The organism is Vibrio sp. 1CM2L, assembly GCF_023161695.1.
Taxonomy (GTDB): Bacteria; Pseudomonadota; Gammaproteobacteria; order Enterobacterales; family Vibrionaceae; genus Vibrio; species Vibrio coralliirubri.
Map to the genome: position 1 here is coordinate 367,869 of NZ_JALNTT010000002.1, position 26,318 is coordinate 394,186.

Annotated in this window: 20 protein-coding genes and 1 pseudogene; 11 read left to right on the forward strand and 10 right to left on the reverse strand. The window is 42.2% G+C overall.

Features of this window, described 5'->3' with window-relative positions; translation table 11 throughout:
- Complete coding sequence (locus MSG34_RS06810; RefSeq protein ID WP_248336798.1) at positions 1 to 396, forward strand: GspS/AspS pilotin family protein; 396 nt, start codon at positions 1 to 3, stop codon at positions 394 to 396.
- Between the two features lie 92 nt (positions 397 to 488).
- On the opposite strand, the gene metE is transcribed toward MSG34_RS06810, so the two are convergent.
- Positions 489 to 2,834, reverse strand: a complete 2,346-nt coding sequence (gene metE, locus MSG34_RS06815; RefSeq protein WP_248336800.1) for a 5-methyltetrahydropteroyltriglutamate--homocysteine S-methyltransferase — start codon at positions 2,832 to 2,834, stop codon at positions 489 to 491.
- 572 nt (positions 2,835 to 3,406) lie between these two features.
- Here metE and MSG34_RS06820 point away from each other — a divergent pair.
- A complete protein-coding gene (locus MSG34_RS06820; RefSeq protein WP_050621806.1) occupies positions 3,407 to 4,318 on the forward strand; it encodes a LysR substrate-binding domain-containing protein in 912 nt (303 codons plus the stop codon).
- Between the two features lie 139 nt (positions 4,319 to 4,457).
- Here the strand turns inward: MSG34_RS06820 and MSG34_RS06825 are convergent, their stop codons facing one another.
- Positions 4,458 to 4,658 (reverse strand): DUF4250 domain-containing protein, encoded by a 201-nt coding sequence (locus tag MSG34_RS06825; RefSeq protein ID WP_004736508.1) that lies wholly within the window; start codon positions 4,656 to 4,658, stop codon positions 4,458 to 4,460.
- A gap of 132 nt (positions 4,659 to 4,790) precedes the next feature.
- Positions 4,791 to 5,471 (reverse strand): hypothetical protein, encoded by a 681-nt coding sequence (locus MSG34_RS06830; protein WP_017069996.1) that lies wholly within the window; start codon positions 5,469 to 5,471, stop codon positions 4,791 to 4,793.
- A 237-nt stretch (positions 5,472 to 5,708) separates the two neighbouring features.
- Between MSG34_RS06830 and MSG34_RS06835 the strand changes: the two genes are divergently transcribed.
- On the forward strand, positions 5,709 to 8,084 hold the full coding sequence (locus tag MSG34_RS06835; protein WP_248336802.1) for a YgiQ family radical SAM protein: 2,376 nt from the start codon (positions 5,709 to 5,711) through the stop codon (positions 8,082 to 8,084).
- Positions 8,085 to 8,194: 110 nt separating this feature from the next.
- On the opposite strand, the gene MSG34_RS06840 is transcribed toward MSG34_RS06835, so the two are convergent.
- Genes MSG34_RS06840 through MSG34_RS06850 form a run of 3 tightly spaced genes read right to left on the reverse strand, consistent with a single transcriptional unit; the run spans position 8,195 to position 11,149 of the window.
- Positions 8,195 to 8,659 carry a GtrA family protein gene (locus tag MSG34_RS06840; RefSeq protein WP_248336804.1) on the reverse strand — a complete coding sequence of 155 codons (465 nt, stop codon included), beginning with the start codon at positions 8,657 to 8,659 and terminating at the stop codon, positions 8,195 to 8,197.
- Positions 8,646 to 10,133, reverse strand: a complete 1,488-nt coding sequence (locus tag MSG34_RS06845) for a glycosyltransferase family 39 protein (protein WP_248336806.1) — start codon at positions 10,131 to 10,133, stop codon at positions 8,646 to 8,648. Before MSG34_RS06845 ends, MSG34_RS06840 begins: the two co-directional genes overlap by 14 nt.
- Positions 10,130 to 11,149 carry a glycosyltransferase family 2 protein gene (locus MSG34_RS06850; protein WP_050634924.1) on the reverse strand — a complete coding sequence of 340 codons (1,020 nt, stop codon included), beginning with the start codon at positions 11,147 to 11,149 and terminating at the stop codon, positions 10,130 to 10,132. The genes MSG34_RS06845 and MSG34_RS06850 overlap by 4 nt, the downstream gene beginning before the upstream one ends.
- A 126-nt stretch (positions 11,150 to 11,275) precedes the next feature.
- Here MSG34_RS06850 and MSG34_RS06855 point away from each other — a divergent pair, with 126 nt between their 5' ends.
- The 8 genes from MSG34_RS06855 (at position 11,276) to MSG34_RS06890 (ending at position 20,860) form a co-directional block, all read left to right on the forward strand.
- Positions 11,276 to 11,953: a response regulator transcription factor gene (locus MSG34_RS06855; RefSeq protein ID WP_248336808.1), complete on the forward strand. Its 678-nt coding sequence runs from the start codon at positions 11,276 to 11,278 to the stop codon at positions 11,951 to 11,953.
- Entirely contained in the window at positions 11,950 to 13,248 is a 1,299-nt protein-coding gene (locus MSG34_RS06860) for a HAMP domain-containing sensor histidine kinase (RefSeq protein WP_248336810.1), read from the forward strand. Before MSG34_RS06855 ends, MSG34_RS06860 begins: the two co-directional genes overlap by 4 nt.
- A gap of 127 nt (positions 13,249 to 13,375) precedes the next feature.
- Positions 13,376 to 14,311 carry a 1-aminocyclopropane-1-carboxylate deaminase/D-cysteine desulfhydrase gene (locus MSG34_RS06865; RefSeq protein ID WP_248336812.1) on the forward strand — a complete coding sequence of 312 codons (936 nt, stop codon included), beginning with the start codon at positions 13,376 to 13,378 and terminating at the stop codon, positions 14,309 to 14,311.
- 671 nt (positions 14,312 to 14,982) lie between these two features.
- Positions 14,983 to 15,651, forward strand: coding sequence for an EAL domain-containing protein (locus MSG34_RS06870; protein WP_122081732.1), 669 nt, complete (start codon positions 14,983 to 14,985; stop codon positions 15,649 to 15,651).
- A gap of 496 nt (positions 15,652 to 16,147) precedes the next feature.
- Entirely contained in the window at positions 16,148 to 16,603 is a 456-nt protein-coding gene (locus MSG34_RS06875; RefSeq protein ID WP_248336814.1) for an SPOR domain-containing protein, read from the forward strand.
- Positions 16,596 to 18,827, forward strand: a complete 2,232-nt coding sequence (locus MSG34_RS06880) for a hypothetical protein (protein WP_248336816.1) — start codon at positions 16,596 to 16,598, stop codon at positions 18,825 to 18,827. Before MSG34_RS06875 ends, MSG34_RS06880 begins: the two co-directional genes overlap by 8 nt.
- Positions 18,828 to 18,830: 3 nt before the next feature.
- Positions 18,831 to 19,622: an outer membrane beta-barrel protein gene (locus MSG34_RS06885; protein ID WP_248336817.1), complete on the forward strand. Its 792-nt coding sequence runs from the start codon at positions 18,831 to 18,833 to the stop codon at positions 19,620 to 19,622.
- Positions 19,623 to 20,122: 500 nt separating this feature from the next.
- A complete protein-coding gene (locus MSG34_RS06890; RefSeq protein WP_248336819.1) occupies positions 20,123 to 20,860 on the forward strand; it encodes a dienelactone hydrolase family protein in 738 nt (245 codons plus the stop codon).
- Between the two features lie 73 nt (positions 20,861 to 20,933).
- Here the strand turns inward: MSG34_RS06890 and MSG34_RS06895 are convergent.
- The 4 genes and pseudogenes from MSG34_RS06895 to MSG34_RS06910 form a co-directional block, all read right to left on the reverse strand.
- Positions 20,934 to 21,080, reverse strand: a pseudogene (locus MSG34_RS06895) (D-amino acid dehydrogenase); the annotation flags it as partial.
- Between the two features lie 81 nt (positions 21,081 to 21,161).
- Positions 21,162 to 22,055: a LysR family transcriptional regulator gene (locus MSG34_RS06900; RefSeq protein WP_122081737.1), complete on the reverse strand. Its 894-nt coding sequence runs from the start codon at positions 22,053 to 22,055 to the stop codon at positions 21,162 to 21,164.
- Positions 22,056 to 22,677: 622 nt separating this feature from the next.
- Complete coding sequence (locus MSG34_RS06905) at positions 22,678 to 23,184, reverse strand: outer membrane beta-barrel protein (RefSeq protein WP_248336820.1); 507 nt, start codon at positions 23,182 to 23,184, stop codon at positions 22,678 to 22,680.
- Between the two features lie 729 nt (positions 23,185 to 23,913).
- Positions 23,914 to 26,283 (reverse strand): Ig-like domain-containing protein, encoded by a 2,370-nt coding sequence (locus MSG34_RS06910; RefSeq protein WP_248336822.1) that lies wholly within the window; start codon positions 26,281 to 26,283, stop codon positions 23,914 to 23,916.
- Between the last annotated feature and the right edge of the window lie 35 nt (positions 26,284 to 26,318).

Sequence of the window (26,318 nt, forward strand, 5' to 3'; positions counted from 1 at the left end):
GTGAAAAAATGGATTATTGGCTCACTGGCTTTAACTCTGCTTGCAGGCTGTGCTTCAAGTGAGCAAGACGAACAAAGACAGCTAGAGATGATGGCGCAGCACCGAGCTGGCGTTTTATCTGCAGGCCTGCCGATTGAGTATGGCCCACTGTCGGTCATGCGCGTGCTAGCAAAAAACACGGTTATCGAAATCATGATGATCTACAACCAAGATGCAAAAGGTGCTAAGCCTTTAAACCAAGTTGTAGACATGAGCGTGAATAGTTACTGCACCAACTCTGAAGTGAGAGCAAACCTCGATATGGGCTTGGCTTACAACATCAAGATTCGCAACACTCGCGGACAACTGATGGTTGAGAAGTTGATCAGCAAAGAGACGTGTCAGAGCAGCCGCTAGTTTCTAGCTCGAGATTCGAACAAGTATCAAACCAGAAGGCCTCGCATTTGCGAGGCCTTTGTTTTATGAAGCAATCAAAATCCTAGACTGAATTATGCCTCGGCTGATCCCCACTCTTTACGCAGTGCTTTAGTTGCCGAAACTAAGTTAGTCAGCGCCGCTTCCGTCTCTGTCCAATTACGCGTCTTCAGCCCGCAATCAGGGTTTGCCCACAAACGTTCCGCTGGAATTTTCTCTGCCGCTTTCTTAAGTAAATCAACAATCCACTCTTCTGAAGGAATGTTTGGTGAGTGAATGTCATAAACGCCAGGTCCAATCGCATTCGGGTAGTTGAACTCTTCAAACGCTTTCAGCAGGTCCATGTTCGATCGAGAAGTCTCAATGGTAATCACATCGGCATCTAGCGCGGCTACTGAATCAATGATCTCGTTGAACTCGCTGTAACACATATGGGTATGGATCTGAGTTTCTGGTTTAGCACTTGCCGCTGAGATCTTAAAGGCATCGACCGCCCACTCTAGGTATTCTGCATGGTCGCGCTTTTTCAGTGGCAGACCTTCACGAATCGCTGGTTCATCGATTTGGATAATGTTGATGCCCGCTTCTTGCAAATCAGACACTTCATCACGTAGAGCAAACGCCAGTTGATTAGTGATCTCTTTACGTGAGATGTCTTCACGTGGGAATGTCCAACATAAGATAGTGACTGGGCCTGTCAGCATCCCTTTCATCTGCTTCGAGGTCAGAGATTGGGCATAGGTTGACCATTCTACTGTCATCGGCTTCTCACGCTCTATATCCGCGACCACAATCGCCGGCTTCACGCAGCGAGAGCCGTAGCTTTGTACCCAACCAAACTTAGTGGTTTGAAAGCCTGCTAGGTTTTCCGCAAAGTACTCCACCATATCATTACGCTCGGCTTCACCATGAACAAGCACATCCAAATCTAAAGCTTCTTGGCGCTTAACAGCATCCGCAATATGGCCTTTCAATGCGGTTGTGTATTCAGCTTCACTCAGTTTGCCAGTGCGGTAAGCGCTACGTTGAACACGGATCTCGCCTGTCTGTGGGAACGAACCAATAGTTGTGGTTGGCAGTAACGGTAAACCCAACACCTCAGACTGGTGCGCGGCACGTTCTGCGTATGGAGTAGTGCGCTCTGCTAGCGCTTTAGTAATCGTGTTAATACGAGCTTGAACTTGCGGCTTGTTCACATGAGTCGCGCTCTTGCGTGCAACAATAGGTTGGCTGTAAGTCTCACACGCTAAAATGGCATTTTGGTCGCCGTCTAACGCTGCACCCAATAAGCTCACCTCTGTCACTTTCTGTTTTGCAAAGGCAAACCAACTCTTCACTTCTTCGCTAAGCGTCTCTTCTAACTCAAGGTCAATCGGGCTATGCAGCAGTGAACATGAACTTGCGACCCATAGTTTATCGCCTAGCTTGTCTTTCACAGGTTGCAGCAACTCAAGCTGCGCAGCTAAGTCTGCTCGCCAAACATTGCGTCCATTGATTGCACCCGCAGAAAGCACCCAATTTTCAGGTAGCTTATTCACCACTTCATCAAGTTGCTGCGGTGCGGCAGCCAAATCGATGTGTAAACCGTTGACGGGCAGCTCTACGATTTTATCTAACGTATCAGTCACAGAATCAAAGTACGTAGTAAGGAGTAGCTTCACATCGCCTTGAATCACTTGATACGCCAATTTGAATGAATCTGCCCACTTAGTTTCAAGTTCCAGAGAAAGGATAGGTTCATCGATTTGAACCCACTCAACACCCAACTTGGCCAGTTTTGCCAGAATCGCTTGGTAAGCAGTAAGCAAGCGTGGAAGCAAGGTTAAACGGTCAAAGCCCTCTTCCATTTCTTTGCCGAGATATAAGTAAGATAATGGGCCTAGAAGAACTGGCTTCACTTTATGCCCCGCTTTAATCGCTTCACTCACTTCGTCAAACAGTTGTGGCCAGCTCACTTCAAAGGTGTCGTCTTTACTGAACTCAGGAACAATGTAGTGATAGTTAGTGTTGAACCACTTCGTCATATCTGATGCTGCTGCACCATCTTTAGCGCTTTCAAAGCCGTGCTTAGCGCCACAACAGGTGGATTGTGTTTGAGATTGTCCACGACCAACGCGGAACAAGGTATCTAAATCTGGGAAGGCTTTTTCATCTTCTGATCCACCAGCGTGACGCTTAGGTACATGACCTAGCAGTAGAGTCGTTGTTAGAACATGGTCGTACCATGCGAAGTCACCCGCAGTTGCAAAGCTTAGATTCGCGTCGGCTTGTACATTCCAGTTACGATTTCTCAATTCACTGCCGAGCTGCTTGAGCTCAGATTGATTAATCTCACCGCGCCAGTACTTCTCTAGTGTGAATTTGAGTTCGCGTTTTTCGCCGATACGTGGGTAGCCAAGAATATGCGTTGTTGTAGTCATGAACCTGTTCCTTATTCAATAGTTATAGGGCGTGTTGACCTTTCGCGGTTAAATTTTGTTCGGATGGGGACGCCTAGTCAAAAGCGTTTTAATCGCGGCGAGGGGGAAGTAGCCTAGTCATTCTAAGCAAATCTCCCTCAACAAAGAGTAAAACGCTTTTTGCGGGGGCGCCCAGCTCGAACCCTTCGGGCAGCGTTTGCTGGTCATTTCTACTGCGTTATCGGCTTCTCATGTAGGCTAACTACACATCAAAGCCTCTGCCTTGTAGAAACACCCAGCAACTCGCTGCAAAAATCAGCTCGAAAGATCAACACGCCCTCGTTTCTGTTCAAACGGCCTGTCGTAATTATGATTACTCAAAAAGGCGTCTGGATGGCTAAACTATCCACCTAATCTGAACGATGAACAACGTCCAAATATTCATCTTGTTTATTAAAAATATTCATCTTGAACAAACCTAAGATGAACGAAACAAATCCATCTGGACATCTAGACGTTTACAAATGATAAAAAACCCCGTAGGGTGATTATTAAGAAATATTGAATTGGCTTAGGGAATATGAGGAATACTCATGATAGAGCTTAAACACCTTCGAACATTAACTACCTTAAGAGACAGCGGCTCACTGACAGCGACTGCAACCTCTCTTCACCTGACTCAGTCGGCACTTTCACACCAATTGAAAGACCTAGAGGCACGTATTGGTGGTCAGCTTTTCCTGCGTAAAACTAGGCCAGTAAAATTCACCTCTGAGGGTGAGATCTTGCTTAAGCTCGCAGATGAGATACAGCCAAGAATCGCTAAAGCAGAGAATGAGTTAGCGAGCCTGAAAGAGGATGTGAATGGTCGATTGCACATGGCGATTGAGTGTCACTCATGCTTCCAATGGCTAATGCCCGCTTTGAAGGAATATCAAGTTGCATGGCCAAGCGTGACCCTAGATTTCTCGTCAGGGTTTGGTTTTGAACCGCTACCGGCGTTAATGGCTGGTGAATTGGACTTGGTGATCACATCAGATATACAGCCTCGTTCTGAAGTTCACTACGAACCGCTGTTCGATTTTGAGATGCGCCTTATCACCGCGATCAACTCGCCTTTGGCCGATAAAGCGAGTATTGATCCGCAAGATCTTAGCGATCTCACCATGCTCTCCTATCCTGTTCAAAAACAGCGTTTAGACGTCGTGAAACACTTTTTGCAACCTGCAGGCGTAGAACCTAAGAAGTGGAAACAAGCAGACAACACCTTGATGTTGGTGCAAATGGTATCGGCGGGTTTAGGTGTGGCGGCATTGCCAAACTGGGCGATCAGTGAGTTCTCAAGACAAGGTTTGATAGCCAGCAAACCGTTAGGTAAAGGGCTTTCAAGAAGACTGTTTGCCGCAGTAAGAAACTCAGAAAAAGACAAACGTTACCTACAGGCTTTCTTTAGCACAGCAAGACAGCAAAGCAAGAGTCACTTAGATGGTATTGAGGTCGTTTAAGAGGTTCATTATTGGGTTAGCTTAAGCCTGTGTTACATCGAAAAGGCAAACGCCAGAAACAAAAAAAGTCACAGATAATCTGTGACTTTTTAGTTTCAGTACCGATGATTTTCGATATCTGTTGATTCGCGAAAATAGACTATCTTGGATAAGACTTAAACTGGTTAGTCAATGGGTCGTATTGATAGCCAAGCATATCGAGCTTACCCACGACACTTTCTATATCCATTTCATACATACTGATCAGCTCTTCAAAGCTATCGCACTCTAGGCGAAGTTTTTCATTCACGATTCCCAGCAAGATAATGCTATCGAAACCTTTGACGTTGCTTAAATCCATCTCGTACTCCTTACGAACACACCGACTAGAATTAAGTTTAGAACGCTTACCAACGCCATGCTAAAAAACTGATCACACTTCTTAAAGAGAATGCGTGATTAATGAGCGAACGTATTTAATGAAAGTGCGCGATTAAAGTGCCCACACTGGCGTTAAACCCACAGCCGCTGCCAATAACATCAACAACGAAATCGTCAATTGAAGTTTTTCCGGGGTTTTAACGAACAGTAAATGCCAACACCACACCACGATAGCGGAGATTAACAAAGCAAAGCTGAACAGTAGCGTTGAAATCACAGGCTCTAATTGAGCTTCAGAAAGAGAATAAACACTCACGACTGTCGCCAAAACCACTAACATCCCAGTCAGCACACCAACAACGGGCAGAACTCGGTGAAATGCCTGTAAGCGTGTTCTTGCAATCGTCAGCAATAAATGGCCAAACGCTGAGCCTAACAGTGCCACTAGCAATACAGTAGTAATGATACCGACAGTGGTTGCTTGTTCCGTCGCTTGAATAGCAACGTAAGACAATGCCAAACCACAAGCTAAGTACATCACCCAAATAGGGCCGGAATCACGTGTCTTCTTGGTTTGAACTTGAGAATAGAAATAAAATATCGCAAACACGACCAGAAAGGCTTCAATTTTTACTGAGGCAACGGCAAGCCACAGCACGCCAATCGCAGGTAACATCTTGTGGATACGACCACGTTGCCCTGGACAAATATCCCCTTTCACCAAGATAAGGGTTAAGATCAGTTGGGCTCCTAAAAGCATCGGAGCAAATTGTACTAATAACGTTTCGACCATTGTGGATCTACTTCTTCAGACTTATTTTCGCGAATAATATCAAAAACTGCTGCGAACACTAATCAAAATCACAAATTAGCGACGTTATTCAAGGCTTCAACTATGCTGTTGTATGGCTCTTTTGTCGCCATTTACCGTGAAAAGACGAAAGACACCAGAACTAACAGGGGCATGTTCTACTGGCTAGTCTAGGCTCATGCCGCTATAATTCCCGCCTCAAAAATCAGAGGTTGAAATATGTACAGCGATATCACTCCTATTCACGAACACAAAAAATACTGGGCCGAGTGCTACGGAACTGCACCCTTTTTGCCTACCAGTAGAAAGGAGATGGATGCTCTTGGATGGGATAGCTGTGACATTATTATTGTAACTGGTGACGCTTATGTCGATCACCCGAGCTTTGGTATGGCTATCATCGGCCGTCTGCTTGAAGCTCAAGGTTTCCGCGTGGGCATTATTGCTCAACCAAAGTGGGACAATAAAGATGCCTTCATGAAGCTAGGTAAACCTAACCTATTCTTCGGCATCACAGCGGGTAACATGGATTCCATGATCAACCGCTACACCTCTGATCGCAAATTACGTCACGATGATGCTTACACACCGAACAATGAAGGTGGCAAGCGTCCTGACCGTGCAACTCTGGTTTATTCTCAACGTTGTCGTGAAGCTTACAAAGGCACGCCAATCGTGCTTGGTGGTATTGAAGCGAGCTTGCGTCGTGTGGCTCACTATGATTACTGGTCAGATAAAGTTCGTCGCTCTGTATTGTTTGATGCAAAAGCTGACATTCTTCTTTTTGGTAACGCTGAGCGTGCACTGGTTGAAGTGGCACACCGCATCGCCGACGGCGAAGACATGTCTACGCTGACCAATATTCGCGGTACTGCTATCAATCTTCCTGCGGCCCCTGAAGGCTTCAAGATCATTGACTCTTCTCGTATCGAAAAGCCGAACAAAGCGTACGTTCCGGTGAACCCGTACGAAGTTGAAACCCAGTGTGATACCAAGAAAGACGAAAAAGAAGAAGTAAAAGCGCAACCTATTACTATTCGCCCTTCTCGTCACGATGCAAAAACTACAGCGGTTCGTATCCCAGGTTACGAAAAGCTAAACAATGACCGTATTCTTTACGCTCACGCTAGCCGTATTCTGCACCTTGAGACAAACCCGTACTCAGGTCGTGCTCTGATTCAACGTCACGGTGATCGCGAGCTTTGGGTTAACCAAGCGCCAATTCCATTGACCACAGAAGAGATGGACTACGTGTTTGGCCTTGCTTATAAGCGTGTTCCGCACCCTATGTACGGCAAAGCGAAAATCCCTGCATACGACATGATCAAAACCTCGGTTAACATCATGCGTGGTTGTTTTGGTGGTTGTTCTTTCTGTTCAATCACAGAGCACGAAGGTCGTATCATTCAGAACCGTTCGAAAGAATCTATCTTGGATGAAATCGAAGACATTAAAGATAAAGTACCGGGCTTTACAGGTACTATTTCTGACTTGGGCGGCCCAACGGCGAACATGTACCGTTTAGGTTGTTCCGATCCAAAAGCTGAAATTAACTGTCGTCGTCCATCATGTGTGTTCCCGAAAATCTGTGAAAAGCTAAACACAGACCATCAACACACCATCGACCTGTACCGCTCTGCGAGAAAAGTACCGGGCGTTAAGAAGATCATGATCGCTTCTGGTGTTCGTTACGACTTAGCGATTGAATCTCCAGAATACGTTCGTGAGCTTGTGACTCACCACGTGGGTGGTTACTTGAAGATTGCTCCAGAGCATACTGAAAAAGGCCCACTGGATCTGATGATGAAGCCGGGTATGGGCACTTACGATCGTTTCAAAGAGATGTTCGAGAAGTACAGCGCTGAAGCCGGTAAGAAACAGTACTTAATTCCTTACTTCATCTCTGCTCACCCGGGCACAGAAGATGAAGACATGCTTAACCTTGCAATGTGGCTTAAAAAGCACAACTACGAGTGTGACCAAGTACAGAACTTCTACCCATCGCCAATGTGTAACGCAACGTCGATGTACTACTCAGAGACTAACCCTCTGAAACGCGTGAAATATAAGAAGCGTGAAGATGTTCCTGTACCGAAAGGTGATCGTCAACGTCGCCTGCATAAAGCACTGCTTCGTTACCACGATCCTGAAAACTGGAAGATCATCCGTGAAGCACTGATCAGCATGGGTAAACAGCATCTAATTGGTGACAAAGCAAACTGCCTAGTACCAGCAGAAGATTTTGATGCGCAAACACCTGCACAACGTCGTAAATCTGGTCGTCACGGTTCACAGCGCTTTGCGACTAAGCACAGTAAATCTCAGCCAGGTCTTGGTGGCGAAAGTCCACGTAACCACTCCGGAAAGAAACCGGGTGGCAAGAAGCCGACTGGTAACGGCAACGGTAGCCAAGGTAATGCTAACCAAGGCGGCGGTAATGGCAACGGTCGTAAACCAGCGACTGGCTTCATTAAGAAAGGTCCTGGTGGTCAATCACAAGGCAATGGCAGCGGAAACCGCAACAAAGCAGGTAATGGTCAAGGTGGCAAACCTGCTGGCAACGGCAAGAACCGCCAGCGCGCAGCACAACGCTAATATCGCGAGCCAATTTACTTCGCTATCGTAAAAACACAAAGCGCAGCTATTTAGCTGCGCTTTTTTGTGTCTGTACCAGTTTTCACTTGGCTAATTGATTGCAAGAAAGCTTAACGGGTGAAGACCCAATACTGACTAAACAAATAGTTAGTGACCATGCCCACCAAGATACCAACCGCCATAGCGATAAACACAGCCCCAGTAAATGCAGGCAGCAATTCAGCCATCAACTTAAAGCACAGCAAATTAGGAATCGCCGATATCGATGCTGAAAACATGAACTTTTGCCACTGAATCAGCTTTTCGGACCAACTCCCCTGACCTTTGAACTCAAAGGTCAGCACTCGATTACCAAACCAGGTTGTCGTTGCAGCAACGATGAAAGAGCCAATTCGAGCACGCATCAGCGGCAGTCCAATAACGTAATGCAGCAACACAAACACAGAGCAATCAACAACAAATCCCCCAACGCCGACCACCGCAAATCGAACCATCTTGTGGTGAGACTGTAACCTCTGGCTGTGTGTTTGAAGCTTATTATTGAACATTCTTAGCCTTGAGTTAACGCTGGACATCACTTTCACTTCGAATATGACTCAACGATAAATTTGGTTTAATGTTTTGGCTATGACAACTGAATAAAGCACGCTTTATTTTCACCGTCGGCTCTAAAATACAGGTTAACGCGTTGTCTTTAATCTTGGTTTCCACTTCAGATCTTTTACCAATCAGATAGAACTTATCAATGCCATCTAGCAGCTCGATATCGAGAAGTTTTTTCGCTTGACCATGACTATAAAATTGCCCAGAGAATGGTCGTTTACCTACATAAAAGCTGGGCGCTTCATCCGTAATCTGTTCAAAGATAATACGGTCACTTTTCTCGTTCGCTTTACCTAAATTCAAGTAGACCATCGCAATCATTAACAGCACAGGTAGCACCAAAGCCACACTCGAAAACCACTTCTTATCTTTTTCAATTATGAGTATAGCAACCAACAAGCCAAGGGCCGGAATACCCGGCAACACATACGCAGGAAGAATATTACCTGCCATGGTAAAAAGAATTAAAGGAGAGACCAACCAACACACAAGGAATGAAAACAACCCACTATGTTCAGCGTTAACTTCTGCGATTTTCTTACGACGGGCGAAAGTCAAAATAGGCAACACAATCGACCATGGCGCAGCCGCTTGAATCCAGAAAACCCAAATCATCCCTCTTGTTTCATCATGTGCCGAACCATAAAGATCCCCTTCCCAACCACTCACAACAAAACGCTTAAAGTGCTCGCCAACAATAAAGTAATCGATAAAGCCCGGTGTTGCCATTTCAGCCATGATGTACCAAGGCAAAGCAATCGCCAGCATCACACCTAAGCCAGACAACAGTGGAAAGCGTTGCCATAACACTTTGAAAGCGCCAAACAAGCCATGTTGTAATACTAACCAAGGGAAAACAGCGATACCCATGATCACAATCGCTACCGGCCCTTTTGCCAGCAAGCCTAGTGCTAAACCAATGAAACCAACATAGCCCCAAGACCGCTTAGTCTTCGCACTGCCTTCTCCCTTCGAACCTTCTCCTCCTAACCAACATAGATAAAAACCTAACATGGCAATGGTCATCGCTAACGTTAACGCCATGTCGGTCATCACAGCACCCGCCGCAATAGAGAAAATCCCACATGTCGCCAATACCACAGCCGCCACCAAGGCACTTTGTCCGGTACGCTTGGCCATGTACGCAACCAACAGAATCGTCGCGAAACCGGCTAACCAGTGTGGCGCTCGCACAGCAAACTCACTCAAACCAAACAGCTCAATCCCAGCCGCACTCATCCATGTGAACAACGGTGGTTTACCCCAGAAAGGGATACCGTAATCAAATTGAGGGGTTAACCAATTGCCGGTTTCTACCATCAAGCGAGCCATTTCACCGTAGCGCGCTTCCGTAGTATCCATTAAAGGGTATGTCGCCAGAGATAAGAGCCTTAGAACCAATGCAAAAGCCAACAAATACCATAGGTGCGTTCGGTTCAGGCTCATGCTGACTCCTCTAATTTAAAATGTGTTTTTAATGCTGGGGTATCGACCACCGATTGAATCAGATACAAAGGACGGTTCTTGGTTTCGATGAAAATACGACCTATGTACTCCCCCATTAAACCAATACTCAGAAGTTGAATGCCGCCAAGGGCAAGTTGGACCACCATCATGGATGGGTAGCCAGTAATAGGCTCACCAAACATCATGGTTTTGAACACGATGAAGACGCCGTACACGAAAGCAGTAAGTGCCACTAAGCCTCCGACGGCCGTCGCAATACGCAGTGGGCGGATAGAGAACGATGTGATGCCATCCATCGCCAATCCGATTAACTTGAGGTAGTTCCACTTGGTCTCGCCACAGAAGCGAGCATCGCGCTTAAACTGAATCGTTGCTTGTCTAAAACCTGGCCATGAAAAGATGCCTTTCATGTAACGGTTACGTTCAGGCAGTTGGTTGATATGGTCGACAACCTCTCGGCTTAACAGTCGAAAATCACCCACATTTTCTGGAACATCGATCTTCGCTGCCACGTTCATGACTTTGTAAAAGCTTGCTGCTGAAAACTTCTTAAACCACGTCTCACCGTCACGTTGGCTGCGCTGCATATTGACTACGTCATAACCTTCGCGCCATTTGGCAATCATTTGAGGAATCAGCTCGGGTGGATCTTGCAGATCGGCGTCAAGTAAGATTACCGCTTGTCCTCGGCAGTGTTCGAGGCCAGCACTCATCGCGGACTCTTTACCAAAGTTGCGGCTTAAACCGATCACAGAAATTGAGCTATTGATTGAAGTGAATGAACTCACCAAATCCAAGCTGTTGTCTTTGCTGCCATCATCGACATAAACGATTTCACTGGTGATGGGTAAGCTATCCAGCACCTTGGTTAAGCGAGAATGAAACTCTTCTAACACCTCTTGTTCATCGTAAAACGGCACAATGATCGATAGTGAAACGGCAGGATTGATCCGTGATGTGGAGACTTTAGGTCGGCTAATATGAAGTTCAGACATAATACGTTCTTCTAATTTTTTAATCTGAATCCAATCTACCCCCTCATAAGTGAAAGTTATGTTATTGACATATTTTTCACGCTCACTCAGGATAATGTTACCGTCTATTTCTGTATGAGAATCAAAATGAAACGAGTTCTATTAGTCGAAGATAACCGCGAAATTGCAGGCGTATTATTTGATTATTTTGAGTGCATTGGGATGGAGCTCGATTACGCGGACAACGGTGAGCTTGGCTTGCAACTCGCGATGGATAACTCTTTTGATATCATCATATTAGATCTGATGCTTCCGAGAATGGACGGCCTAACGGTTTGTAACAAGCTAAGAGACCAAGGCAATACAACTCCGATCCTGATGCTTACCGCGCTTGATAGCCGTGAAGACATGTTGAAAGGGTTTGAACACGGTGCCGATGATTACCTAACCAAGCCTTTCGACTTGGATATTTTAGAAGCGAGAATGAACGCACTGGTTCGTCGTTACCGCGGAAAAGTGGCGTCTTCTAAATTGCAGTTTGATGAACTCACCATCGACCAAAAAACGCGTAAAGCCTACCGTCAGGATAAGCTGCTCGCACTCAACCCAACCACTTACACCATCCTTGAAATGTTGTGCCAAAAAGCACCAGAAGTGGTTACTCGCGAAGATATCTCCTACAAACTCTGGGAAGAAGACGAACCCAACAATGATGTGTTACGCAGTCACATCTATCAATTACGTAACCAACTCGACAAGCCTTTTGATACTCAGATGCTAATTACCGTCCCTAAAATTGGATTCCGTCTGGAGTCATCGAATTGATTTTAAATGTTCTCACGAGCACCAAAACCCTAACGGGTCGCTTAGCGGTTTTCTTTGGGTTAATGGCCGTGATTGTATCGGCCTTTGTCTATTTAGTTTTTATTGCTGCACTTTACATGTCAGAAGATCGCGTCGGTGAAAGACGCATCCTGATTGACCGTAACTATGCGGTTGGTTTATTCCAAGCCGGCGAAAGCGGTGAGTTAAGAATTGATGACCTGACGATCGCCTACAACGACCCTTCATTGATACCTGCAGAATACCTCAAGTACATTAAAGACAAAGAAAGCTTTGTTGGCGAGGTGGGTGAAGAGCCTGAATCACGAATGGTGTATGTGGGCGAGTATTCTGATGAGGGAGAAACCCATCCGATAATCCTGCTTTCTGAGATTGACCGTGTCGAAATTGATGTTTACGAATTGGTGTATGCGACCACTTTTGTACTGACTCTGCTCTCTATTTTAATTTTTAGCTTTGGCGCCCTACTCTATCGATTATCTAAACGGCTAATTGAACCCTTCAATTCTATTTCCGAACAACTGGAATCGAATAAGCTTAACCTCAATGAAGAATTTAGTGTCAATGACGACGCCGCGGTTGAGTTTCGTCAGCTCACTAACCAACTCAATCAGTATCGAAGAGAAATCAATTCCTTACTCAAACGTGAACAGGCGTTTGCTCGTTACTCAAGTCACGAATTGAGAACACCGTTAACCGTCGCTCGTGGCGCAAATAAATTGCTACTAAGAAGCGAAACCACCGAGTTTCAATCTCGCCAAATTGAGCGAATTGATGAAGCCATTGTTCAGATGTCGGAGATGGTCGATGCCCTACTCGGCCTGGTGCGTTACGAAAGAAACAGTGACGATGCGCCACTGCGACTGTTTAGCCAACAAGAGTTAGAGGCTATCGTCTCAAAAAACTCAGCACAGGCGGATGAGAAAGACGTCGAAATTTCCATGCACGTTCAATCCGAACCCACCATTCAAGCCACCAGCGCGATAATGAATATGTTGGTCGGAAACTTGTTGAGAAATGCCATTGCAGCGACCAATAGTGGCACCGTAACGGTCACTCTGTCCCAAGAGAGTGTTGTGATTGAAGATCAAGGCGAAGGCCTACAAGAACAGTACAATCCGAATGGGCATGGATTAGGTTTATTGATTGTCGAGGACTTATGTCAACGCTTCCAATGGGGCTTTGAATTGGTCAATCGCAGTTGTGGTGGATGTAACGCTAAAATCACCTTTCAAACCGATCTATCCACATCAACCTCAGAGCAAATGAATTCGTAGTTCGCGGCTCAATATCGAGCGAAAACTTGATTTAGTTGGTTTACAGCGGTCCCTAGCTACTAGATACTCGTTAGTCCTATTCGAACAATAAATGCTGGCTCTTGAGTCAGCATTTTGTCTAAGTGCGATGAAACTAAATAATAGCCCTGTAACTCAACATCAATACAACGAGCACACCTTTTTCTTAAAGCGTGACGATCAGCTTCACTCCCACTTTTGCGGCAACAAAGCCAGAAAGTTCATGAAGCTATTGGAAGACGATAGCCCAAACACCACCACTCTAATAAGCTATGGCTCCGTTCAAGCTAACTCTTTGTTCTCACTAGCCGCACTTGCAAAAATCAAAGGTTGGACGCTTGAGTTTTACGTAGACCACCTGCCTCAATGGCTACAAGAACGTCCACTCGGCAACTACCGTGGCGCTATCGACCTTGGGGCTAAGGTTATTTCAGTCAAAGAAACAGGCACTGAGCTTCATCCACAAGAGTATATTGAGCAAGTAAGACAACCAGATTCACAATGCATAGTGTTACCAGAAGGTGGACGCTCTCAGCTTTCTGAATACGGCGTGAAGCAACTGGCGATTGAAATCCTCAGCTGGACACGTTTCGAAAACAAACACGATTTCGTGGTGGCACTGCCAGCAGGCACAGGCAGCACGGCTCTGTATCTACATAAGCATTTAAAAGTACACAACATCCCGGTATTAACCTGTGCGTGTGTTGGCGGCAGTGATTACCTAACGCAACAGTTCAACGAGCTTGGCGAAACCGATCACCCGCAGATATTACCGCTTAAAGCCAAACACCACTTTGGTAAGTTGTACCAGCAGGACTATCAAACTTGGTTGGATCTACAAGAGCAAACCGACATCGAGTTTGACCTGCTTTACGACCCATTGATGTGGCAGTGCTTAGAACAATGGCAAGAAGAGAACCCAACCAAAACTGTCATCTATATCCATCAAGGTGGCATCTTAGGTAATGAGTCGATGTTGCCGCGCTATCAACGTAAGTACCCAGAACTTCGAAGTAGTCACACCGCTGATAACGCTACTTGGTAGTAATCCGTTCTTTTCTACTCTAATACCCCGCGTTTCTGCGAACTGAGAATTTCTCAGCGCATCATGAACAGCCATCGCACTCCCTTTCGATGGCTGTTTATCAGTAATAGCCACCTGTTACCCCTGCCATACATTTCAAGTTAGCTATCCAAGACTATCATTCTCTATTTTAATGCTCTTTCCTTACTCTCATGTAATTTATAATCGATTTATAATCGACAATAAGAAGAGGACGTCAGAAAATACTAAATTCTTTAGCGTTAATATTTAATAGAAGAACCATGAAGTTATATTGTAAAGCCCTATCAAACACTCTAACAACCTCTGGTCGTAGCACCCGTACCGATATTGTATCTTTCATGATACCGCATATTATCATTTGTCTTTACCTTATTTATGGCTACCTAATTGGTGTTACCAGCAATGCAGTGCTTTCACTTTACATATGTCTCAGTACATTAACACTCATATCTTTATTTATCAGACGCATCCATGACACTGGACACTCTGGATGGCTCATATTTATGCTACTTATCCCTGGTATGGGAATGGCTTTACTGATATTTTTTCTTTCAAAAAAAGGGCAGCCTTACCATAACAGATATGGTTATAACCCAAGATCTGAAACATAACACACTATCAATAACAACACCTAAAACACTAAGAGTAAAATGATGAATACAACCATTCAACAGACCGATATTCAACTTGTGAAGCAGCATATTTGCACCGCACAAGGCTCTAACACAAATTTACTCGAAATATTGACCCGCTCTAAAAGGGATGTCGACATTCAAACTTTTGTTAACAATTTGGAAAGAAACGAAAGAGGTCATATATTAGACCTTGAAGTATTAGATCAATTAAATATTCATAAGTTCCCGAAGTCGCAGAAAGTATTTGTAAATCTAACTAATAGTTCACTTCACAAAAAAAATTTTGAAAAGATCATGAAATCGCTAACACACAACCAAAACTCAATAGTTGTTGAAATCACAGAGTCCCTAATTTCATGGCAACATACTGAGGGGATGAAAGCTATAATGACACTGAAAAACACCAAAATACCTATCGCGCTAGATGACTTCATAATAAACAATAAGTTCTCACAGCTAGAACTCAAGAGGATACAACCTGATTATGTAAAAATCAGTGCGCAATCCTTCACATCACTACCACTAAGTAACATAAAGAAGCTTGTAAACCTGATTCGCAACAGTACCCCGACAGCTAAAGTTATTCTAGAGGGCGTTTCAGATGAGGCACTATTCAAAAGAGCTCAAAAAATTGATGCTGATTATTTACAAGGCTATTTTTTCCACACTCCAGATAAGCTATAAATTCAATATACGAAAAATAAATTAGTTTAATATTGTATTACCGAAGCATAATTTACTTTCAAGCTTGCCTTAGAAAAATATAAAAGCAGTAAGCTGAATAATTACAACTAAACTTAATGAAATCACTAACTCCTCCCGATGAACTTATATAACAAGCGAATGTAAGGGGTTTATTACAACATAATTCCAATATGTTTCCTCAGAAAACCCTTAAGTTTAAGTGATAATTATAATCAAGATCGACTTTAGCTATTCTTTGATTTTTCCAAGCAATGTAAAAAATAAAGCATACTTACCACTTTATATCTCGTCAAGTAACGACAGTGGTCAAAATTAAGACAACGATGACCTTTATATAGTTTCTTTTCGAAATACAAAAATAGGTTGCTAACTCTTCTTCTGAAGTGAAACATTGGCTTCTTGAAATATCCCATCCTTTGTTTGTAATAGATTTTGATACCCTTAATACTCATCACAATATAAAAAATATAATTTTATGAAAAGACTAATAAAACCATTACTAGTGCTAACTATTATTGCATTTAGTACAGGTTGCGTGCAAAAACGCAATATAGAAAAACAACACATCGAAAGCGTTGGATGTGAAGACGTCATTACGGAACAACGCATTAACTTACGAGAAGCGTTTTATGTTCAAATCTTCACCTCCAAAACTAAAGAAAATGCTAACCGCGTACTTAATGCTGTAAAACCTCGCTTCCCTGACAATTCTGCAGTGATAAAAACATCAGGCCGATACAAAGTTGTCCTAGGTCCTTACGAACACGACAAAATCAAAGCAGTCCGTGACAACATATCTATGGATAAAGACTTTAGTTCTGCATTTATCATTACCTACTTCACCCATTTAGATGAACCTATACCAATGGCTAGTAAGAAAGAAACGATCGAAAACACAAATAAAATTACAGAGAAAAACATCAATGAGTAATCAATTTAAAAAAGCTCTCTATCTAACTGCCCCTTTATTTCTTGTAGGTTGCCTAGGCTCCGAAGGTGCGGGCAAAGCAAATCGTGAACTGAGGATTGAATTAATAAATCCTATATCTGGTATCACCGAACCTTCAATAACCTCTCTTACCGAAGGACAATTTCGTGCAACCTATACGAACACTAACACTGGTGAGTCAGTCGATGTTACAAATGAAGTTGAATGGAGCACCTCTAACAGCAATACATCTATTAACGCAACAGGTCTCCTTACCTCCAGTGAATTGACTCCCGGGAAAGATGAAGTTACTACGGTAAATGCTCACTACTTAAATCAATATGTGAGTAATAGTGAACATGTAGATATCCTGTTCATAGATACACTTAGTGACGTAAACATTTCACCTAACTTTTACCAAATCCCTCAAGGTGGTGATGTTCAGTACAAGGCATCCGCATATTTTGAAATAAACGGTTACGATGAGATTAAGCTTCAGGACATTTCGAGTTCCGTAACTTGGAGTTCTGACTCTGAAGGCCCAAATAATATCACGGTTTGTAATGCAGGTGATGACGACAACATTGGTATGGATACTCGCTGTATTGGTAAACCCACGGGTTACACATTTACTGATGATTTAGTTGACGTAGAGTCAATAGGTACCGTTTCGTTCCAGCACGATTCTCTTCCAACGGATAACAACGAATCAACATTATTTATATCAAACACGAACTACGTTCAAGATTTCGACATAAACCTTGAAGATGGTCAATTTGCCTACTGCCCTAAGGAGTTAGGTCAAGCATTCGCGAGTATTACCACAAACATAACAGGTGAAAGTAAAGTTACGGATGTGACTCGTGACTCTGAGTGGCACAGTGAAAACACTAACGTTGTTGAAGTAAATAACGACGCGTACAAAGGTCGACTTACTGCGATTGGTGGTGGTAAAGCAATGATCTTTGCTCGCTTCTCCGATCAAGTAATGGCTCATATTGAAGTTACGGTAAAAAATCAAACAATCACTAACTTACGTATCGTTCCATCAGCAAGTTCAGACGATCCGCTAAATATCACCATTCCCGAAAATAAACCAAGTCGTGAATCATTTAGTGTTAAAGCTGAGTATTCCGGTGACTGTGAATTATCAGTACCAGTTAATGACACACTAAACATCAGCTCTACAAATCCAGATGTTGCCCAGGCTGTCAACGATGATGCTTACAACTTTCATATTCAAGGTGGCAATCTTGCATCAGGGACTGAAGCTGCAATCATCGCTCATTACGTTGATAACGGGTCAACTGTGCTTTCAAGCGAACCCATTAACGTTAACCTCGTTCCTTACGTTATTACAGACATCAAACTGTCCGGCACCCCCGAGCCAACACTATTCGTGATCGAAGAAGGCCAACAAACTGAACCATTCACAGTACTAACCATTTACAATGATGGTTATGATATCTTCCCTGTGTCGACGATCTCAAATGATCTAGAAATATGCTACAACCTAAGTAACGATTCTAACTGTGATAATGTAAACGATTATGTGTCTATAGGTTCTTTTGACGACACCAACTGGTACTTTGTAGGAAAGAAACAAACACCGGTAAACACCTCGATACCAGTGTCGTTCAAATTGAGAACTTACAATGATGGTGATTGCTCTGCTTTCGGAGGGGTTTGTAAAACAGATGTTAGTGTACATGTAACCCCTGCTACATTCTCAGCCCCAATCAACCCCAAAGTGACGGGGGTTCGTTTAAATTCAAAACAGAAAATTGCCTCATTACTAAACCCAAATGTTAATCGTATAAATAAAGCTCAATTCAGATCTGCACAAAACGACATCGCTCAAGTAGAAGCTAACTCTTGGATTTTACCTAATAGAGTAGGCAACTTTACACTGGAACTATCAAGTTACGGTAACTACATTAATTCGACTTGGTTAAGAGTAACGAACGCTCCTATCGATTCGATTCGTATTGAACTTAATGAATCTAAGCAAAAAGTGTTCGCTTACGCCGAGCACAGCGATGGTGTTGTTACAGATTTAAGCGACAGCGCTCACTGGACAAGTTCGAACAATGAGAGCGTATCGCTCACTGACTCCAATGTTATTGTAATGCATGACGGTATTGCGAGGCTCCAGGCAAGCTTTAATGGAATGAAGTCAAACATCATCACCATTAATGCAAACAATATTATTGCAGTTGAAGGATAACTAATGAAATTTATCATCAAGTCCATCACTGCATTTATCATCACTCTGATTACCTCTGGGTGCGCATCTACCTCTGATAACAATGAAATGCACGCAGCCGGACAATGTCGAGTTGTAATACATGAGGATTCCAATAGGACTACGTCTAACAAGTCAAAACAAATCACAACGACACAAAGTGTGCCACCCGAACATGAGCTCATGCTGCATAAGGATGAAAATGACTCAGAAAGTCAAACCAAAAATGATCAAGGTTATTTCCTAATCTTTCCAAACCAATATTACATTGGCGGTGGCTCTTCACGAGGAGTCGCCTTGGATAGTGAAGCAGCCGATAAACCCGCAGAATCAAATTTTAACCTTTTATTTGGCATGCGATTGTCACCAGATTGGGCTCTTGAATTTAATTACTTCTTCCCAAGTGATGCTCCATTTAAAGATGAAGGAATTAACATTGAATATAAACAGTGGGAAATCGCGGGAAAGTATGATTTAAACCTAACCAACCACCTAGGTTTATATGCTCGTTTAGGTACAGCCAAGTGGGACTTAGAGAAAAAACTACCAGATGATCCCCACTTCCAAACCAACTTCAAAAGCGATGGTTGGAGTCTCATTTTCGAAGGTGGTGTATTTTATCGTATCACTGATGACTTCACCATCCAAGGCGGCTATCACTTCACTCCAAGCATAGGTGACAGCTCAAACGGTGAATTTACCTCAAGAAGATTAATGGTCAACCTGACATGGGATTTTGGCTTCGAAGAAACGGCCATATTTATATCAGAGGATTAATAACAAAGCCCACGGACGCTTTTTGATTCAATAGTAAATGCATTAATGTCCAATCGGCATATTAATAACAAAAACACAAACACAAACACCTTTAATTTTGTATATAATCTGCAATTTATAGCGAAAGCGCCTGCGAACTAGCGATCTAATATCAACACAGATACCGCCAATTAAGGTGGTATCTGTCATTCAGAAAGAGCTAAAATTCGTCAGCTTTCACTATTTCGATCAAATTGATGGATATACGATTATGAGCGGTCGAGATTTTCCTGAATAATACACGCATATCGTTCTGAAGCTTTGCCCCCCCCTCCCTGGCACACTTACCCTACCTTAAAAATGCTTAGTTATAATGTCAAAAGCCATTTTCTGTGTTCATCAGATATAGATTTCCAGATATCCCAGCCAGACATTTCACGTTAGATATAAAATCTGGCGAGAATCATCGCGTTATCTATACTTTCGATTGAAACGTCAATTGTCTTCGAAAGGAATAACGCATGCGAAAACTCACCACGCTCGGCCTGTTTTCAGTTTTACTGCCCTTCTCTGCGATATCAGGAGAAAACGTCACTTACCAAGTCGATGGAATGGATTACGAAGGTTATTGGAGTGAAGCCAGTGACCAAGCACCTTTGGTACTGCTAATACACGATTGGGATGGCTTAACCGATTACGAAAAGAAACGTTCTGAGATGCTCAACGAACTCGGTTACAACGTGTTCGCCATCGACCTATTTGGTAAAGGCATTCGCCCGACCGAAGTAAAAGATAAAAAACAACACACCGGCGAGCTGTATAAAGACAGAGAAAAAATGCGTGCGCTACTTAGCGCGGGAGCAATGGAAGCGAAAAGGCTTGGTGGTAACTTAGATAACAACGTGATGATGGGTTACTGTTTTGGTGGCGCAGCCGTTTTAGAAGCCGCTCGTGCGGGTATCCCATCGAAAGCTTATGTCACCTTCCATGGCGGTTTATCAACACCAAAAGGGCAAGACTACTCAGAGACAAAAGCTCCTGTTGTGGTGTTCCATGGTACAGCTGATGCCGTGATCTCAATGGAAGACTTTAGCAGCCTCGCCGCTCAACTTGAAACGATCAAAGTTCCCCATGAAATGATTACCTACAGTGGTGCGCCACATGCCTTTACCGTATTCGGCTCAAACAACTATCAACAAGAAGCTAACCAAAAATCCTGGGATAGATTTACCCACGTGCTAGAAACCGCCACCAGATAATCTTGTCTCTCTGTCCCATAACCCCATTTGAAAACTTAAGAATGGGGTTGTTAATTATCACTGCATCATATCACTACAAATAGCGGTGGATACTTAAGTCATCAGTTTCACTACCACTAGTTGAACCAACTGTCGCGCGTATCAAAATCTTTCCTGAACCTAATGCCATCGTCCGACCTAGAGTTCCAAGGCCTGTATTGGTGAATAGGTTCTTGACAGGTGCCAATGATAGGAATGTAAACCGCAGGCTCTTAGTACATTCACAGATGAACTTACGCCTGAAGAATAGCGATGAAATTAATCATGAAACACAAAATTTTTGTCTTAGTTCAGATATAACACCTTCGAGAAATGGCTTACTCTTGAGCTTAGCTCTAGAAACCAAAATATAAAATGACTGACTTAAATAATCATCGCTCAAATTAAATATATCACTTTCAGTTTCTATAGTTTTAGCAAAAAGAGATAAATATGGCGTTTCGCAAACCAAGAAGTTAACACTTTTCTTAGATAAACAAATCGAACCGATATTAGAATCACAATCAACACCAAGCTTAATATTTAGCAACTCACCAACATAATTTAGCCACTGATGTTTAACATAAAAAAAATCATCAATAGAAAAAGCATCATCTTTTACTTTAAACTGATTATCCTTTACACAAAACAGTGTCTCACTATAGAATTTACGCGAACCATAAATAGAAAGATCTACAGGCATGGATTCGATTGACTCGATTGCTGGATCGTTACTTGCAACATAATCAATTGCAAAATCGAGCTCCCCATATTTCAACATTTCTATCAACATATCGCGACTAGAAGGAGGTTGTAACTCGAAGTATCGACAGCTTTGTTCCATTGAATCACTGTATAAGTACTTAACCATCGAATCCTGAAATAAATGAGGGTGCACATATGTAATTATGTGCTTGTCAGATTTAAACTTTTCAACGGCACCACATATTTCTCCTATATATTTCTTAATGACAATATACAATGCATCGCCGTCCGGAGTAGGAATCGCACCTGAAGTTGTCTTAATAAATAGTTTTTTATTAATGTCATCTTCCAACCACTTTATATGCCGTGATACTGTAGCTAAAGATACATTCAAACTATCTGAAGCGTTACGAAAAGTCTTTTTTTCATAAACGGAAACAAATGTAAGTAACCTTTGAATAATCTTGTTGATACATAACCTCCTATAAAAAGCTCAATTTAAGGGTTGCAAACATAACCTAAGCCTCTAACAGTAGCGATATAATGCTTAGACAGCAATGATCTCAACTTGGAAATGATTATCGCAACATATGCCTCTGCTACACTTTGCTCCCCCCACCCAATTTTTAACAGATCAGATTTAGAATAGATTACAGACGTGTTTTCTACAAAAAGCCACAAAACCCGATAAGCTGCTTTAGATAACCGACAGATGTATTCACCATCACGATTCATAACAACCCCATCATCGAAAAACTTCTTATTATCAAACAAAAAAAACTGAGGACAACTATAAGATTCCATCACATCACCACTCTACATTAGAACATGAAGCAATCTTAACATTTGAGATATGACTCACAACGAAACAAAGCGTTTCACACCCATCTTAGTCGAAAACAGGGAAAGAATCAGACTGAGTTTCAGATAACCCTTATCACCAACCGAATGACTAACTCGCTCAAATTTATCAAAAACCGCAGGTGCTTTACGTCAAAACAGAGAAATGAAGAAAAAGAAAAAGAAAAATAGACGTAAAGACTAGTTATCTCAACGCCTATAAATCACTGTTTGTTTTTAACGTAAAAATACTTTTAATTAAAAGTATAATCTAAAGACAGTTGGAACCCCGAAGTATTGAGGTCAAGTCGTTCATACGCGTCGATTTCTGAAGCACCATATCGATAAGCTAAAGTCGTCGTTATATTTTGTGTCGGCTGATAATCAATTCCTGTTTGAACGCCATATAAAAACTCGCTATAGTTTTCATCATAGGCGATATCATCAATTGTAGTTAACCCAATATGTCCCCCAGCAAACCAATTGAAGTCATCATTAATTGGAACTAAATACTCGTAATTCGCTGTATATGTATTCAATTTAATATCATCAGCCTCAAATCCAGTTGCCAGATCGAGGTAAAGTCGATGATTATTATCTAAAATAGCACCGGTTCTTAGAGACACAGATGAACGATTAGTGTCTTCAGAGAATGCCCCTGAACTTAACTCAGCATTATAATAAGAGTAACCACCTCCAACGAAGTAATCGGCGTTACATGCAAATGGAAGAAAGGCAAAGCACAACATCATTTTTTTCATACAATTATTTTCCTAGTTGATTATCTAATAAAGTGTAGTTTATTAAATCTTCGATACCATTCATATTTATAAATAGAGCATCTACACTTTTATATAAACTATAAAAACGCAGAGCCAAATGTAAAAACTCGAAAAACGCAAATCACCTTAATCATAGGGAACAAAGCGTTCCATTGAATATAAAAAATCACAATATAAGATATCAATTTAATAACGAACAAATGTGAGCGATAAATTGAATAACATTAAAAAACAGACATTTATATCAATAGGTGATATGGAGAGATATCTAGGCATACATGGAGAGGTGAAGTTATTGATGCGTCACAACAAAACATATATTGAATATAGAAAACACTTAATGACGATTTTAAAAAAACTTGACCAAAGCTCAAGAATTTAAGAACACCACAGTGAAAATAACCACTTACCGAGAAGTATTAGTGGTTTTTTTAACCTTCTGAACAAATAAACTTCAACAAAAAAAACCTGCCCTCCACTAAATACTAAACCCAATGTCACCAAAGGCATATTTTCTATTGAAAGCCTACAGGCTATGTTATTGTTAGTTGCTTGGGCTTGGTTTCGATTCATAGGAAATAGCGCATATTACACAGTTTTGTTAAATATAAAGTAAAAGTAAAAGCTTTAATCCCTTATAAAAAACGCTTTTGGTGGCTCACGATGATCCCAAAAGCGTTACTTATCTTTGGATACTAAAAATTTGGTCTAAATCTCTCGACCACAGGTAACCAATAGTTCAGTTTGATGTGGTTCTGAATGCTTCGTTTGCGACATTAAGTTCCCGTTAATTGCGAAGCCAGGTCTCGCAGCCGAGCTGAACCAATACCCTAGTTCCCCAGGCCAAGCCCAATAAATCCACATGTTATGCAATTGCTCAGCAAAATGGTCAGGTTGTTCACTTCCATAAATAGTCCAATCACTATGCCCTTCGAACACCAATTCTCGACAAAATTGAACAGCGTTATTAAAATTATATATTCCATATGTCTTGTTAGCAGGACCGGCCGCGTCGTCATCAAAAGAAATAGTAGATTGGTACATTGGAACATTCACTCCTGCATCAATAAGTTCAATAATTTCATCAGTTTCAAACGGAGGCAGCATATATCTAGTTCCATTGTCATGAGTGGTTATTACAGGGTGTGGTTGTCGACCAGTGAACGACACTGTCACTTTTTCTGATAAGGTGCCGCCAAAACGAACTCGCGCAGTTATGTCCACCGTTGCCGCGTCATCACGTGTGCCTTGGAATGTGTCATTGAAAATAGCTTTACCATTTACATCAGTAACACGATCATAACGTTGGAGATGGGCGTCACTTGTCCAAAACGAGACCTCTACGCCACCTACAGGATTGGAATAATCATCTTCAACAGAGGCTCTCACCCTATTCTCGTCGGTACCATTTGCCTCTGCATTATTAATAGTTACCTCTAATAATCTGACTTCTGCGCTGCTCTCGTCAGCAATGAAGTTAAAAAAAGCCGAACGAGTGTCTTCTAATGAAGAAAAATCGATACGTGTACTTTCAACTGCTGTATTGGTAACAAAAAACTTAACCTCTCCCTGACTATTAGTATGTCCACTACTAGGTGAAACATTTGCATTGCCGTTAGCTTGTGCGGTTATCAGTTCACCAACAATAGGAGAACCCATATCATTTAAAGTAACAGTGACTTCTACTTCTTCATTGCTGTTTGCTATTGCAGTGCTTTTATCTACTTTCAGGTTCAAAATATCATGTACTTTACATGTTCCGTATCCAGTCACACCGATTGTAGAGTTCGAAAACTCTACTACTTCACCAGTATCTAAATAGACGCCAAGAGGGTTTCCGCTTTCTGAGAGGTTAGATGACATATAAGGTCGCAATATAGGCCATCCGTGCACATCTGCCGCATCAGCAGCAACCAGATTTTGTAACTCGGCGAGAGTAGGTCTCCTCCCGTAGTAACCACAAAATTCCCCAAGCTTGTTATGTGTAAAAGTAGCCAAGTACATATCATCCTCTGCAGTTGAACTTACAGACGCTGTTCCTATCATTATTTCAATAGCTTCACTTAATGTAACTGGTGCTGTATATGTATCGATACCAACGTCTATATCTTTCCATGGATGCGTTTGATCTGGCACCAACAACTCCAATTCAATCACATTCGCCGAATAATTTTGATTGTGATCATAAATCGAATATTGAATATAATGTGTCCCAAAAGTTCCGAAAAAGTCAAAACTCGTATTAAATAGGTCGTCAGAATTACTTGAAACTGCTGTACCACTCAACGAGGAAACCCCAAAAAGCTGGTAATCTTGGCCTTCACCGCTTACAAATTGTCTAACATCAATCGTGTTTGGAACGCTTGGCTGTTTCCTAATTATCTCAACAAATCCAGGGTTAGCAACAAAGTCAGAATTGCTATGCTCATTAATGACAACTGACATCAAACCCAAGCGAAGCTTATTGGTATCGTTAACATCCACAGCTAAATATTCGATCTCAACAATAGTAGATTCCGTAACATCGGCCTTCAACTTAACACTGTGGGAATCATCTGAAATATATACCAATGTATCATCAATACCACTCACAGAAGTAATGCTATCAATTAAGCTTCCAGGAGGTGGTAATATACTGATAGACTCACCAATAGTAACGTTCTCATTAATAGGCGCGAGTATCGGATTTTCAGCAGCTGTCAGAAAGACACGAACTAACTCCTGTTGAGTTCCATTAGGTGTACTAATAGTGTAAATGTAGTCACACACTTTAGTATTATTTGAAGTGTGTGCTATAGCATATTCAAAATTAAAGTTTTGTAAAATACTAGCAGAGCAATGTGAATGATTTTCCAAAGCTAGTAATTCGATGAGTTCGGCATCCTGAGATCCGATAATATTGGTTTCTATATTCAAGAATCCCGACTCGGAAGATACGGAATATAAGGCTGGTGTTGCCTGAACAAACGTCTCACTTGGTCTCGTATTTTCACTACTATAATCTTGAGACTCTTCCTTACAAGCTGAAAGAAAGCAAATCAAAGTTAACATAGCGACTTTTTCAAATATGTATTTCATTTCGCCTCATGAAGGTAATTAAACAATTGACTATT

Excerpts from the sequence above, each read along its gene's own strand:
- MSG34_RS06875 (WP_248336814.1), top strand. The coding sequence starts at position 16,148 with ATGAAAAGACTAATAAAACCATTACTAGTGCTAACTATTATTGCATTT.
- MSG34_RS06845 (WP_248336806.1), bottom strand. The coding sequence starts at position 10,133 with ATGAGCCTGAACCGAACGCACCTATGGTATTTGTTGGCTTTTGCATTG.
- MSG34_RS06890 (WP_248336819.1), top strand. The coding sequence starts at position 20,123 with ATGCGAAAACTCACCACGCTCGGCCTGTTTTCAGTTTTACTGCCCTTC.
- MSG34_RS06840 (WP_248336804.1), bottom strand. The coding sequence starts at position 8,659 with ATGTCCAGCGTTAACTCAAGGCTAAGAATGTTCAATAATAAGCTTCAA.
- MSG34_RS06885 (WP_248336817.1), top strand. The coding sequence starts at position 18,831 with ATGAAATTTATCATCAAGTCCATCACTGCATTTATCATCACTCTGATT.
- MSG34_RS06825 (WP_004736508.1), bottom strand. The coding sequence starts at position 4,658 with ATGGATTTAAGCAACGTCAAAGGTTTCGATAGCATTATCTTGCTGGGA.
- MSG34_RS06910 (WP_248336822.1), bottom strand. The coding sequence starts at position 26,283 with ATGAAATACATATTTGAAAAAGTCGCTATGTTAACTTTGATTTGCTTT.
- MSG34_RS06830 (WP_017069996.1), bottom strand. The coding sequence starts at position 5,471 with ATGGTCGAAACGTTATTAGTACAATTTGCTCCGATGCTTTTAGGAGCC.
- MSG34_RS06835 (WP_248336802.1), top strand. The coding sequence starts at position 5,709 with ATGTACAGCGATATCACTCCTATTCACGAACACAAAAAATACTGGGCC.
- MSG34_RS06905 (WP_248336820.1), bottom strand. The coding sequence starts at position 23,184 with ATGAAAAAAATGATGTTGTGCTTTGCCTTTCTTCCATTTGCATGTAAC.
- metE (WP_248336800.1), bottom strand. The coding sequence starts at position 2,834 with ATGACTACAACAACGCATATTCTTGGCTACCCACGTATCGGCGAAAAA.
- MSG34_RS06865 (WP_248336812.1), top strand. The coding sequence starts at position 13,376 with ATGAAACTAAATAATAGCCCTGTAACTCAACATCAATACAACGAGCAC.
- MSG34_RS06880 (WP_248336816.1), top strand. The coding sequence starts at position 16,596 with ATGAGTAATCAATTTAAAAAAGCTCTCTATCTAACTGCCCCTTTATTT.
- MSG34_RS06855 (WP_248336808.1), top strand. The coding sequence starts at position 11,276 with ATGAAACGAGTTCTATTAGTCGAAGATAACCGCGAAATTGCAGGCGTA.
- MSG34_RS06820 (WP_050621806.1), top strand. The coding sequence starts at position 3,407 with ATGATAGAGCTTAAACACCTTCGAACATTAACTACCTTAAGAGACAGC.
- MSG34_RS06870 (WP_122081732.1), top strand. The coding sequence starts at position 14,983 with ATGATGAATACAACCATTCAACAGACCGATATTCAACTTGTGAAGCAG.
- MSG34_RS06850 (WP_050634924.1), bottom strand. The coding sequence starts at position 11,149 with ATGTCTGAACTTCATATTAGCCGACCTAAAGTCTCCACATCACGGATC.